Origin of the sequence: Methylorubrum podarium, from assembly GCF_022179745.1 — a bacterium.
Classification (GTDB): Bacteria; Pseudomonadota; Alphaproteobacteria; order Rhizobiales; family Beijerinckiaceae; genus Methylobacterium; species Methylobacterium podarium.
Genome location: NZ_BPRD01000025.1, coordinates 1 through 11,637, shown reverse-complemented (window position 1 = coordinate 11,637; position 11,637 = coordinate 1). Strand labels below are relative to the sequence as shown.

Sequence of the window (11,637 nt, the reverse complement as noted above, 5' to 3'; positions counted from 1 at the left end):
GCGGATCGCGAGCCCGACATCACCCTCCTGCGCGGCCCGAGCCCCGAGGAAATCGCCGCCGCCCGCGTCCCGGCGGAGCGGCCGTTCTGAGCGGGGCCGAGCCGGAGCGTCATCGGCGACCGGTCGACGTGACACCGTGATCGCTTCGGTGCCGGCTCACATCGACGGCGGAAAGACCGAAGCGATCAAGCGACTGTCGTATTGGAGGAGCAGAGCTTCTGAAAAAAAGCGCTCCGGCCAAGCAAATTCATCCTCTCGGCAAAGCATTTCCGCGTCAAATGCGAGCGCAAGACGCATCGATGATGCCTTAGCCATTTCCTGCGGCGCAGTGCGAAAACAAGAACCTTAGCTGAAAAGTTTCGTCCATCGATCCGAACTCTTCGACGCGCGGCCGGTTCTTCAGGGATCGTCTCCGACTTGCGAACCCAGGACTCTCGATGAGCACCAAGCCCCCACCCGTTCCGCCGGCCAACCGCTCTGACAAGGGCCCCGGCAGCGCGCCCGAGACCGCCGCCGCTCAGGGACAGGCCTCCTCGCAGACGAAGGATCCCGACAAGATCGGCCAAACCGGCAACGCGAAGGTCAACACCACCCATCAGGGCCACCAGCAGGATCGCTGAATGAGCACGTCCGCGAAGCATCCCAACACCGACCGTCATCACGGCGGGCCGGGCAGCAGCCATCAGGACCGGTCGAAGCCCCCTGTCGAGTCCGATCACGGGCCGACCCCCGGCAGCCCAACCAACGCGTCGAAGTCCGGCGTGTCCGGAGGCGGCGGTGAGCGCGACGCGCACCACGCCCACAGCGGCAAGGGCAATGCCCCCGACCGCACCGACCGCTCGCACTGAGGCCTTCGCGCCCGACCGACATCGAGCGGAGCTTTTCCCTCCGCATCAGGAGAAGAGACATGGACGAGCGCCGCGGCAAGCCCGCTTCCGAGCACGATTCCCTGCGCGACTTCAACGCCCACGCCGACCGCAACGGCCAGGATTTCGGGCAGGACAGCCCCCTCGACGTCGCCCGTCCCGCCGACCTCCAGCGGGCCCTGCAGGAGGACCCGGGCTGGGAGGCGCAGGTGGCGCGCACGGCCTCCGGCTTCGACCGGCGCGATTCGATCGCCGGCGGGAGCATCGAGTCGGTGGAGGCCACCGAGGCGGAGACTCCGCCGGAGAACCTGCGCCGCATCAGCGATCCGAGTTCGTCTCCGAAGCGCTGAGCGGCCTGCTCCTTCGAACAGGATCGCGACGAACGGATGCCGGCCGAACGTCGGTCAGCCGGCATCCTGACAGAGGGCGTCGATCGCCGCTGCCGTGCGCGCGAGCGCGTCGGGCTCGGCGAGGCGCCGGACGATGCCCGGATCGAGGGCGAGGCCGTCGGCGACGAGCTTCGGCCACGCCGCCGCCTCCGGCCACGCGCGGTGCACGACGGCCGCGCCGAGCCGCTCCAGCGCGTCCGCCTTGGCGCCCTGCTCGTCGTAGGCGCGCGGCTCGGGCAGGCACAGGAAGCGCTTGCCGAGGGCCGCTACCGCGGTGACGAGCCCGTCGCCCGCCCCGCCCACGACGAGGGAGGCAGGGACGAGGTGCGGGCGGACATCCGTGACCCAGCCGTGCAGGTTCAGGTTGTCCGGTGGCGATCCCGTGCCGGTGACCGGCCCGAGCACGTGCCACGCGCGGTCCGGCACCGCCGCGGCGGCCGCGATCAGCGCCTCCATCCGGCCGCCCTCGCCGCCGCGGCCGAAGACCACGACGATGCGCCCATCCTCCTCGGGCGCCAGCTTCACGGGGGCCCCCCCGAGGAAGCCGCCGTAGAGTGTCTTCTCGCGGATCCAGGCCGGCACGTCGCCGCCGTCGAGCGCTTCGGGGAAGGGAGCGAGCAGGCGCGAGGCGGCCCGGAACGCCTCCAGGTGCGGCCGGTCGGTGCGGGTGCCGGACAGGCGCACGACGAGGCTCGGCACCGAGAGCAGCCGGGCGAGCAGCGCCACCTCCGCCGAGACGTCGACGACGATCAGCGCCGGGTCGTGCTCGGCCGCCCAGGCGGCGATCCGGCCCATCCGCGCGCGGATGCCCGGATGGTTCAGCGGCACGTAGTGGAAGCATTCGGGGCGCTGGTCGGCGCCGTCTTGCCCGTCGAAGCTCCGGTCCAGGCGGTCGTCGGGCAGGTCGAGGACGGGGCCGGGCGCGCCCGAGATGTCGAGGCCGGAAAAGCTGCCCATCAGCGTGCAGCGCCGCCCCAGCGCGTCGAGCGCCCGCGCGAGCGCGATCGCCCGCTGAAGGTGCCCGGCGCCCTGATGGTGGACGTAGTAGCCGACCGGACGTGTCATGCGGGCTCCGAAACAGTGCGGTGCGAGGCGGTGACCGCTTCGACGGCAAGCAGATCTCAGGCCGCCCGGTCGCGCCGCAGGGCCGCGACGCGCGCATCGAGCGCGGCCAGCGCCTCGTCGAGGCCGCATTCGGCGGCTGGGCCGTCCCGCGCCTCCAGGCGCGCATGGGCGCGCTCCACGAAGGCGATGTCGTTGGGGCACGCCGCGCAATCGATGGCGGCCAGGTCCTCCGCGTCGAGCCCGAGCCCGAGCAGGGCAGCCGGCGCATCGCCCTCGCGGTAGGCGCGGCGCAGGGCGGCCCGGCGCAGGATGATCCGTTCCCAGTGGGCCGCCACCGGCAGGCGGTAGGCCTCGCCCTCGCGCACGACGCGGGCGCGGCGCAGCATCTCGGTCGCCATGCCGCCCTCGGCCCGCCCGGCGGTGCGGGCGGAGACGAGCACCGACACGTCGGGGCAGTGGCGCAGGCGCCCGCCCGCCCGCTGCACAGCGCCGACCAGGGCGTTGTCCTCGCCGCGGGGCAGGGCCGGCAGGCCGCCCACCGCGCGGTAGAGCGAGGCCCGGAGCGCGAGGCTGCCCCCCGTATGGTCGCCGTGGCGCGGCGCCGGGTCGTGGGGCGGCGGATCGAGGGCATCCTCCAGGGCGCGCACGCCGGACCAGTAGCGCTCGACCCGCGCGTGGAAGGCGGCGAGCGACGGGTCGGCGGCGCCCTCGTCGTCGATCACGAGACGGCCGCCGACGATCTCGGCCCGCTCCAGGGCGCGCAGGTTCGCCGCGACCCAGCCGGGCGCGAGCCGCGCATCGGCATCGGTTGTGAGCAGCGCGCCCGCGGGCGCCCCCTCGCTCTCCAGCCAGTCGGCGCCCGCGTCGAGGGCGCGGCGCCGGGCGGTGCCGACATGGGCTTCCGCCGCGGGAAAGGTCGCCTCGATCAGGCGCAGAGAGAGGCTGTCGAGCGCGCCCGCGCCTTCGAGGGCGCGCACCGCCTCGACCGTGCCGTCGGTGCAGTTGTTGACGACGACCACGACCTTCAGGGGCGCGGCCGCCGAGAACCCGTCCTGCGCGGCCAGGGCCCGCAGCAGGCGCGGCAGGCGCTCGGCCTCGTTGCGAGCCGGGATGCAGACGACGGCCGGACCGGGCAGCGCGGGCATGGCGCCGGGCGACATGGCGTCAGGCGACATGGCGTCAGGCCGCCGGGCGCTCGAGGACGGCGGCGCGGGAGCGGTTGGCCGGAGCCCCGGCCAGCACCTCGCGGTAGAGCTCCTCGTAGCCGTCGGTCATCACATGCGCGTCGTAGAGCGTCTCGGCCCGGCGGCGGCAGGCGCGGCGGTCGAGGGTGACGGCGCGCTCGATCGCCCGGGCCAGGGCCGCCACGTCGTCGGCGGGTGCGAGCGCGCCGGAGAAGCGATCGACGATGTCGGGGATCGCGCCGCGGCCGAAGGCGGCGACCGGCGTGCCGCAGGCCAGCGCCTCGGCGACGACGAGGCCGAACGGCTCCTCCCAGCGCGGCGAGACGATGGCCGCCCGGGCGCCGCCGAGCTGGCGCGCCAGCTCGCGATGGGAGAGATGGCCGGCATAGGCGACGCCGTCCCCGAGCCGCGGGGCGATCCACTCGTCCCAGTAGCGCGGGTTCGGCTTCGGGCCGGCGAAGCGCAGACGCACACCCGCGCGGCGTCGATGGCCAGATGCGTGCCCTTCTCCGGCACGATCCGCCCGCTCCAGAACACGTAGTCGGCCGGGTCGGCCTCGGGGCTGAAGGCGAAGGTCGAGAGGTCGATGCCGTTGCCGATGATGCGGGCGTCCGGCACGAGGTCGCGCCATTCCTGCGCCAGCGAGGGCGAGACGGCGGCGAAGATCATGCCGGGCTTGGCCGCGCGCACGCCGTCGGCCAGCGATTCGAAGGGCGGGGTGTGGAGCGCCGTCGTCATCGGCACGGCGAGCGTGTTGCTCGCGCGCAGCGGAAAATCGTGCAGGCTGTTGTTGTGCACGAGATCGAAGCCGCCGCGGGCGACCGCCTCCATGATGCGCTCGTAGGCCGCGAGTTCGGCCCGCTCGATCCGTTCGCAGGCCACCGGGTCGCCCAGCGCGTCGCCGGTCGGCGGGCAGACGGGATGGGGCACCAGCGCCGGATCGGAGCCTTCGGAGGCGAACAGCGTGACCCGGTGGCCCCGCGCCCGCAGCGCGCCGGCCAAGTGATGCGTGTGCATCTCGAGGCCGCCCAGATAGGGCTGCGCGATCGGGAACTTGAGATGAGCGATGACGGCGATCTTCAAGGGCGTTGTCCGACGTCGGCGGCGTGAAGGACCTTGGGGAAGTCCAATGGCCAGGCTTCTGACCGCACCATCGCCGGTGATCTAGGAACGCCCGATGAACGAACCCTTCAGGAAACGAAGTGGAGGAGGAATAAAAGTGACGCAGGCGGCTGACGTGTCATGCACCCGCGCTTCGCGAGACCCTGCCGGGTTCTGACGACTGCTGACGAGAGGGAGCAGCGCCGCAGCCCTGTAGGGTTTTCGTTGCGCCAAGGAAGTACGCTGCAATGACGGCTTCCACCGTCATTGCGGGGCGACTCCGATGCGATTCAGCGCCGAGCCTCGGCCGGAACGGAAGCGTCAGTCGAGATGGTCGCCGTAGCGCTGGACGTGGTCGGCCAATCCCAGGCCGTGGTCGCGCACGAGCCGCTCCGCGCGCTCCGCGTCGCGGGCCTCCAGCGCCTCGATGATCTGCACGTGCTCCGCGATCGACGTCGAGGCGCGGTCGCCCTCGCGGAGCGCCGTGCTGCGGATGCCGCGCACGTGCATGAGTAGGTTGCTGGTCAGGTCCTTGATCACCTCGCTGTGCCCCAGCGAGATGATCTTCTGGTGGAAGCGGATATTGGCTTCCGAGTACTCGTCGAGATGCTCGTAGGGCTTGCCGTCGAAGAACTCGGGGAAGGTGCGGCGCAGGCAGGCCAGATCGTCGTCCGAGGCGGCGGTGCAAGCGAGACGGGCCGCCATGCTCTCCAGCGCGGCCCAGGCCTGGATCATGCCGACGATCTCGCGCCTCGTCTTCTTGACGACGAACACGCCGCGCCGGGGCTCGTTGCGCACGAAGCCTTCCTGCTCCAGCACCGTCAGCGCCTCGCGGATCGGCGTGCGGCTCACGCCGAGCGTCTGCGACAGGCCGCGCTCGTCCAGGCGGACATCCCCGGACTGGCCGTAGATGTCCATGTTGGTGATGGCGGATTTCAGCGCCTCGTAGGCGAGGGTCCGCAGGCTCGTCGCCGGAACGATCGGCTTGATCGAGAGATTTTCCATCGCGTCGGACCGACCTTGATGCCGATGAGGATGCGGGCCCGGAGATGGGGCATCGAGCCGTACGAGCATGGCGCCTCGCCTCTGGGAAGACAAGCCGGCCGCACCCATGCGCCCGGCTTATGCCTCCGGATTTTCCTCACGAGCCCGTACGGCCAGCGACCCGGGGACCCGCAAATGTTGACGTCTGGCATCTGGTATGCCAGAAAGAAACCTTGAAGTCGAGACCGTCAGCATTCGCTGGGCGCAGGGCAGCTTTCCTCGGATGGCCCGAGCGCGCGCGGTGCTCCGAAGCCGGCACGGCTTCTCGACGATGTGCCCCGGCCGACGCCATCGGCCGACGGGCGCGCGAACAATAGGCCACTCTCCTGGGGAGGAGACCTGCGATGGGCAAGGCGCTCGACGGCGTTCGGATCCTCGACTTCACCCACGTTCAGTCGGGGCCGACCTGCACGCAACTGCTCGCTTGGTTCGGCGCCGACGTGATCAAGGTCGAGCGGCCGGGCGTGGGCGACGCGACGCGCCAGCAGTTGCAGGACCTTCCCGGCGTGGACAGCCTCTACTTCACGATGCTGAACCACAACAAGCGCTCGATCACGCTCGACGCCAAGAACCCCAAGGGCAACGCGATCCTCTGGCGGCTGATCGCCGAGTGCGATGTGATGGTCGAGAACTTCGCCCCCGGCGCGCTCGACCGCATGGGACTGACCTGGGAGCGGCTCCAGGCCGCCAATCCGGGTCTGATCCTGGCCTCGGTCAAGGGTTTCGGCCCCGGCCGCTACCAGGATTGCAAGGTCTACGAGAACGTCGCCCAGTGCGTCGGCGGCGCGGCCTCCACCACCGGCTGGCGCGACGGGGTGCCGATGGTCTCGGGCGCGCAGATCGGCGATTCCGGCACCGGCCTGCACCTCGCGCTCGGCATCGTCACCGCGCTCTACCAGCGCACCCAGACGGGGCAGGGGCAGCGGGTCGATTGCGCCATGCAGGACGGGGTGCTCAATCTCTGCCGGGTGAAGCTGCGCGACCAGCAGCGCCTCGGCCACGGTCCGCTGATGGAGTACAGCCAGTACGGCGAGGGCGTGCCCTTCGGCGAGGCGGTGCCGCGGGCGGGCAACGATTCCGGCGGCGGCCAGCCCGGCCGCATCCTCAAGTGCAAGGGCTGGGAGCAGGACCCCAACGCCTACATCTACTTCATCACGCAGGGCGCGGTCTGGGGCGCGATCTGCGACATCATCGGCGAGCCGGACTGGAAGACCGATCCGGCCTACGCCACGCCGAAGGCGCGGCTTCCGCATCTCAACGAGATCTTCACGCGGATCGAAGCCTGGACGATGAAGCACGACAAGTTCGAGGCGATGGAGATCCTCAACGCCTACGAGATCCCGTGCGGGCCGATCCTGTCGATGAAGGAGATCGCCGAGGATCCGATGCTCCGGGCGAACGGCACGGTGGTCGAGGTCGAGCACCCGACCCGCGGCAGCTACCTGACCGTCGGCAACCCGATCAAGCTGTCGGCGAGCCCGACCGAGGTGACCCGCGCGCCGCTGCTCGGCGAGCACACCGACGAGATCCTGCGCGAGGTGCTGGGCTGCACCGATGCCGAGATCGGGGACATTCTGGGCTCGGGAGCCGTCGGCGGCGTCCACCGCATCGCCGCGGAGTAGCCGGCGGGGGCCTTCGTCCGATCGCGGGCCGGTCGAGACCTGATCGCCCGCACCCAGCTATGCCGAAGTCCCAAACGATCCGGAGGAGACGGCGATGACCGACCATGCTCCGGACAATTCCTTGGCCGATCTGGTGAAGGCGCGTTCGGGCACATCTCCGACGCCGAGCTGCAGGCCTTCCTCGCCACGATGCCGCCCGCGGAGGCGTGCCTCGGCTCCTCCGCACAGGACCGCATGACCCTCGCCCGGTCGGCCTCCGCGGGCCACGCTCCGCTTGGTCCCTCGGGCGTCGGTCAGGCCGCGCGGGCGTAGCGGTCGGCGGTCTGTTTGGTCTCGGTGCCGCGGTCCGCCTGACCGTCCCGACCACGGCCCGAAACGGTCAGACGGTCGGCGAGCTTGACGACGAGCAGAGCCTGCAGGGCGACGAAGAAGACGAGCGCGGCGAGCCAAGTAGCGAGCATGATGGTCTCCGACGGTGCGGGCTATGGTGCGGTGCGAAAGGGGTAGCTCTGCCTTTTTGGAATATGAAGTACAAAATACCAGATACGGGCATGCGTGACGTGCACGCGGCCGATTCCGGTATGCTAGTCTGCCCGGAATGCCCGCGCAACTTCCGCTGCGGGGCGCGGCATGACGGCTACCAGCAGATGTCGCACTGCGAGAAGACGGGCGTTCAGGAGGCCGGTTGATCGGTCTCCCGACCCCAGGCGCCGAGCGTCGACGTCTCGGTCGGGCAAAGCCCTTCGTCGAGCGACGGCACGTCGTCGGTCCGTTGCGGCAGACCCGCCGCCGCCAGCGCCCGCGCCGTCGCGGCATCGGTGAGCGCGGCGGCGAGCCCGCCCGGGTCCAGGCCGAGCAGGCGACCCCGCTCGAAGCGGGCGAAGACCCGGCCCGTCGCCCGATCCGCGAAGCGCACGACCGACAGGCGCCGCAGCACCCCCCGCAGGAAACCCGCCTCCGCTTCCGGCGCGTCGGGGACGCCGCGATAGACGTCCGCCGCCCTGCGGGCGCGGATGTCGATGCGCCGGTAGCGCTCGATCGCCAGCAGCGCCTTCGCGTCGAGGATCGTCATCGTGTCGTTGGTGCCGAAGGCGATGGTGAGCGGGCGCGCGCCCTGGGGCACGCTGTTGTCGAGGAATTCGTAGAAGACCGGCCGATCCCGGCGCAGGGCCCAGTTGAAGAAGAGCCGCGGCATGCCGGTGAAGGCCTCGACATTGTGCGCGAGCAGATCCTCGACCGCCTTGTAGCGGCCGAACTCCTCGCCCCGCTTCCAGGCCCGCTCCACGGTTTCCTCGGGCGGCGTGACCATGAACTGCAGGTAGACGCGGTGGCCGAACCGGGTCAGGAGCTGGCCGGCGCCGTCGCTGCCGGCCTCCGTCGAGAAGCTGTCGAAGCGGAAGCGGTCGATCAGCAGGTGCGAGAGGCGGCCATTCGCGGCCTTGCGTGTGATGTAGCGGTCGAGCTTGGCGTCGACGATCTCGACCTCGTGGCCGGTCAGCGGGCCGGCGTAGCGGCGGGCCGGACCGAGGCTGTCGTAGTCGAGCAGGAACTTGCGCCAGACGTCGGGGGTGATGACGGCGAAGTCCTGCCACGCGGCGCCGATCCGCCCGGCGAGGCCGCGCTGGTAGGGCCGGATCGTGCTCTTGCCCGAGGCCGAGGCGCCCTTGACGGTCATCACCACCGGCTCTGCCTGCGGCGCCGGGCGATGGTAGCCCTGGGCCTCGGCGACCGCCTCGATCCACGGCGCGATCAGCGCGCCGATCCGGTCGCTGCCGCAGCGGTTGGTGACGAGGATCCCGGCGAGCCGCCGCAACAGCGCGCGGTCGCGGATCAGCATGCCCTGGCGGGCGATGACGTGGCCGAACACGGTGCGCAGGGCCTCGCGGGCGGCGCTCTCCAGGGTGTCCGCCTCGTCGGCGGCGGCGCAGCGCGCGTCGAGCCGGGCGAGGAGGCCGGCTTGGCTGTCGCCGGCACCAGGGGCGATGCGGGGGGAGGGCGGCTCGCGCGCGCCGAGGCGGGCGAGCCAGCGCGTCCAGCCGGAGGCCGGCTCGGGGGCGGGCGCGGGCGTCGCGTCGAGCAGGGCCGACAGTTCGCGGTCGAGGACCGCGTCGGCCTCGGCGCGGACGGCCTCGAGTTCCGCCGCGACCGCGTCGAGGCGGTGCGCCACGCCCTCGTCCAAGAGGGTCGAGACGATCCGCCGGAAGTTCAGCCCGAGATCGGCGTAGACCTCGCCCACGGGAACCGAGATGTCCGCCATCACCCGGATCAGCACCTCGTGGACGACGAGGCGCTCGGCGCGGAAGGGGGCGAGTTGGGTCGCGTTCAGACCGCTCAGGTCGGACAGTTCGAGGATGTCGGGGAAGCTTAAGGAGACGTTCTCGGGCCGGAACACCGTCGCGAGCGGGCGCATCGCCCGCGGCAGGCCGGGTTCGAGGCCCGGATCCCAGGCATGGAAGGGCGGCGCGCCCGCCGCATCCGCGGGCGCTTCGCTGGAGGGGTCGTCGGCGGGGGGCGGCGCGGCTTTGTCCATCGCGCGGGCCCTTCCTGCTTCGATCGCGCGGTCCGGTCAGGCCGCGGAGGCGTTCTCGATCGCCTCGAACCGGATCTGGTAGGCGTCGCCCCAGACGGCCGCCGCCCGCTCGTGCCACGCCGCGTCGAAGAACAGCTTGGCGCAGAACGAGCTGCGCCAGATGCAGACGGCGATGACGCGCTCGTCGAGAACGCGGATGTGGCGGCTCTCGAGGCCGCCGGCGATGCCGAGGCGCGGCAGCATGTCGACGCTCGACGCACCGAATTCGTTCTCGCCGGGGAAGACGACCGGGCATTCGACGACGGTCAGGTGTTTCATTGGGGTTTCCATGGCGGGCGCCTTTTCTCGGAGATGTCGTCCGGCCGGTTCCAGTTCAATTTTTGCACAACGCCCGGTGCAGTCTGTCCGCTCCGTCGGATGCGGTCCATGGCCTCGACACGTCGTGCGCGGGGGATGATCGCGCGCAGGAGGGGCCGTGCGCCTTCACGTATGCGATGATGGCGACGGGTTCGTCGCCGCCCGCGCCTGGCCATCCTGACCGATACCTTGGCCGATATCCTGGCCGGCACAATCCCAGATGCTCAGGATCGCGCTGATGCGGCAGGATTCCATCAGGGCGATGTGATCGACCCTCCGCTCGCAGAAGGTTTTCAGGCGCTCCTGCGCCGAGGCCCCGATATCGACGGCCGGAAAGTCGTGATCGGTGATGAGCCAGACGCTGCGGTTGTAGACCTCGGGACCCTCGGTCGCCACGGCGCGGAAGATGTCGCGTTGCGTGAGGAGGCCCGTCACGGTCTCGTCGGATTCGCCCTCGACGACGACGAGCGCGCCGGCTCCCGGTTGGGCCAGGAGCTGCGCCGCCTCGGCCACCGACCGGTCCCTGTGGATGGTGCGGACGCCCGCGGCGTCCGGCGCACGGCGCATCGTTCCGAACACGGCGCTTCTCCAACGGCGTGCCTCTCGATGGGGCCGCCTTGGACCGCAGGCTGGTATACAACATACCTATTGTCAATCCTGCGTTTTGAATTATGGTGCCGCCGTGCCCGGACCCGTCGGCAGGATCGAGCCACCGGGCCTTCACGCCGGAAATTCGAGCGGCCCGATCCGCGTCAGGATCCGCTTTCCACCCGGCTCCGATCAACCGCCCGGCCCTCGATCGCGCACGCACATCGTCCAGGATTCGGCAAAGCCAGTCGGCGGAGGTGTCAATCGGAACATTGTAAGGTTTCAGTTAAATCATTGCGGCGCTGACCTTTCGTCGGCGTTCTCGACCTATGCCAACCGATAATACGTTCGTTTCATAAAAATATAGTCGGACTAAAACTGACCAAAAAGCTCGGAAAATCGAGCGTACACTGGAGATACGTCCATGACCCATCCCTCGACCACCGATGTAAGACCACCAACGAACCGCTGGCTGCAGTTGCTGTTCGGCATCATCTGCATGTGCATGATCGCCAACATGCAGTACGGGTGGACGTTCTTCGTCAACCCGATCCAGGAGCGGCACGGCTGGGACCGCGCCGCGATCCAAGTCGCCTTCACGCTCTTCGTCGTCACCGAGACCTGGCTGGTTCCGATCGAGGGCTGGTTCGTCGACAAGTACGGCCCGCGGGTCGTGACGCTCGCCGGCGGCCTGATGTGCGGCCTGGCCTGGGTGATCAACGCCTATGCCGACTCGCTGACCCTGCTCTATGTCGGCGCCGTGATCGGCGGAACCGGCGCGGGCGCGGTCTACGGCACCTGCGTCGGCAACTCGCTCAAGTGGTTCCCCGACCGGCGCGGCCTCGCCGCCGGCCTCACCGCGCCGAAGCCCATCGCGGTGAGGCCGGCGGC

At 70.4% G+C, this 11,637-nt stretch carries 12 protein-coding genes and 1 pseudogene; 5 read left to right on the top strand and 8 right to left on the bottom strand.

Annotated features, from left to right (window positions below; genetic code table 11):
* The first annotated feature begins 437 nt into the window (after positions 1-437).
* From MFF42_RS01285 to MFF42_RS01275, 3 genes are read left to right on the top strand one after another with little or no spacing between them, the layout of a single operon-like run.
* On the top strand, positions 438-620 hold the full coding sequence (locus tag MFF42_RS01285) for a hypothetical protein (RefSeq protein ID WP_238253748.1): 183 nt from the start codon (positions 438-440) through the stop codon (positions 618-620).
* Positions 621-848, top strand: coding sequence for a hypothetical protein (locus MFF42_RS01280; protein WP_238253746.1), 228 nt, complete (start codon positions 621-623; stop codon positions 846-848).
* A 59-nt stretch (positions 849-907) separates the two neighbouring features.
* Positions 908-1,216 (top strand): hypothetical protein, encoded by a 309-nt coding sequence (locus tag MFF42_RS01275; RefSeq protein WP_238253745.1) that lies wholly within the window; start codon positions 908-910, stop codon positions 1,214-1,216.
* A gap of 54 nt (positions 1,217-1,270) precedes the next feature.
* Here the strand turns inward: MFF42_RS01275 and MFF42_RS01270 are convergent, their stop codons facing one another.
* The 4 genes and pseudogenes from MFF42_RS01270 to MFF42_RS01250 form a co-directional block, all read right to left on the bottom strand.
* Positions 1,271-2,320, bottom strand: coding sequence for a glycosyltransferase family protein (locus MFF42_RS01270; protein WP_238253743.1), 1,050 nt, complete (start codon positions 2,318-2,320; stop codon positions 1,271-1,273).
* A gap of 56 nt (positions 2,321-2,376) precedes the next feature.
* The gene (locus tag MFF42_RS01265; protein WP_238253761.1) at positions 2,377-3,465 is read right to left on the bottom strand and encodes a glycosyltransferase family 2 protein; all 1,089 of its coding nucleotides are present in this window, start codon (positions 3,463-3,465) and stop codon (positions 2,377-2,379) included.
* 34 nt (positions 3,466-3,499) lie between these two features.
* Positions 3,500-4,587, bottom strand: a pseudogene (locus MFF42_RS26425) (glycosyltransferase family 4 protein).
* 339 nt (positions 4,588-4,926) lie between these two features.
* Positions 4,927-5,610, bottom strand: a complete 684-nt coding sequence (locus tag MFF42_RS01250; protein ID WP_238253739.1) for a GntR family transcriptional regulator — start codon at positions 5,608-5,610, stop codon at positions 4,927-4,929.
* A gap of 383 nt (positions 5,611-5,993) precedes the next feature.
* Between MFF42_RS01250 and frc the strand changes: the two genes are divergently transcribed.
* Entirely contained in the window at positions 5,994-7,271 is a 1,278-nt protein-coding gene (gene frc, locus MFF42_RS01245; RefSeq protein WP_238253737.1) for a formyl-CoA transferase, read from the top strand.
* A gap of 293 nt (positions 7,272-7,564) precedes the next feature.
* Here the strand turns inward: frc and MFF42_RS01240 are convergent, their stop codons facing one another.
* From MFF42_RS01240 to MFF42_RS01225, 4 genes are all read right to left on the bottom strand, one after another.
* The gene (locus tag MFF42_RS01240) at positions 7,565-7,732 is read right to left on the bottom strand and encodes a hypothetical protein (protein WP_238253732.1); all 168 of its coding nucleotides are present in this window, start codon (positions 7,730-7,732) and stop codon (positions 7,565-7,567) included.
* 212 nt (positions 7,733-7,944) lie between these two features.
* Positions 7,945-9,801: a P-loop NTPase family protein gene (locus MFF42_RS01235; RefSeq protein ID WP_238253723.1), complete on the bottom strand. Its 1,857-nt coding sequence runs from the start codon at positions 9,799-9,801 to the stop codon at positions 7,945-7,947.
* A 36-nt stretch (positions 9,802-9,837) separates the two neighbouring features.
* Positions 9,838-10,119 (bottom strand): hypothetical protein, encoded by a 282-nt coding sequence (locus MFF42_RS01230; protein ID WP_238253721.1) that lies wholly within the window; start codon positions 10,117-10,119, stop codon positions 9,838-9,840.
* Positions 10,120-10,284: 165 nt separating this feature from the next.
* Entirely contained in the window at positions 10,285-10,737 is a 453-nt protein-coding gene (locus MFF42_RS01225) for a CBS domain-containing protein (RefSeq protein WP_238253712.1), read from the bottom strand.
* 433 nt (positions 10,738-11,170) lie between these two features.
* Here MFF42_RS01225 and MFF42_RS01220 point away from each other — a divergent pair.
* Positions 11,171-11,637: MFS transporter (locus tag MFF42_RS01220; RefSeq protein ID WP_238253707.1), on the top strand; the 467-nt coding region annotated here is incomplete at its 3' end.

What these genes read in the sequence shown, in the direction of transcription:
- frc (WP_238253737.1), top strand. Translation starts at nt 5,994, where the DNA reads ATGGGCAAGGCGCTCGACGGCGTTCGGATCCTCGACTTCACCCACGTT.
- MFF42_RS01280 (WP_238253746.1), top strand. Translation starts at nt 621, where the DNA reads ATGAGCACGTCCGCGAAGCATCCCAACACCGACCGTCATCACGGCGGG.
- MFF42_RS01275 (WP_238253745.1), top strand. Translation starts at nt 908, where the DNA reads ATGGACGAGCGCCGCGGCAAGCCCGCTTCCGAGCACGATTCCCTGCGC.
- MFF42_RS01230 (WP_238253721.1), bottom strand. Translation starts at nt 10,119, where the DNA reads ATGAAACACCTGACCGTCGTCGAATGCCCGGTCGTCTTCCCCGGCGAG.
- MFF42_RS01270 (WP_238253743.1), bottom strand. Translation starts at nt 2,320, where the DNA reads ATGACACGTCCGGTCGGCTACTACGTCCACCATCAGGGCGCCGGGCAC.
- MFF42_RS01240 (WP_238253732.1), bottom strand. Translation starts at nt 7,732, where the DNA reads ATGCTCGCTACTTGGCTCGCCGCGCTCGTCTTCTTCGTCGCCCTGCAG.
- MFF42_RS01285 (WP_238253748.1), top strand. Translation starts at nt 438, where the DNA reads ATGAGCACCAAGCCCCCACCCGTTCCGCCGGCCAACCGCTCTGACAAG.
- MFF42_RS01265 (WP_238253761.1), bottom strand. Translation starts at nt 3,465, where the DNA reads ATGCCCGCGCTGCCCGGTCCGGCCGTCGTCTGCATCCCGGCTCGCAAC.
- MFF42_RS01235 (WP_238253723.1), bottom strand. Translation starts at nt 9,801, where the DNA reads ATGGACAAAGCCGCGCCGCCCCCCGCCGACGACCCCTCCAGCGAAGCG.
- MFF42_RS01250 (WP_238253739.1), bottom strand. Translation starts at nt 5,610, where the DNA reads ATGGAAAATCTCTCGATCAAGCCGATCGTTCCGGCGACGAGCCTGCGG.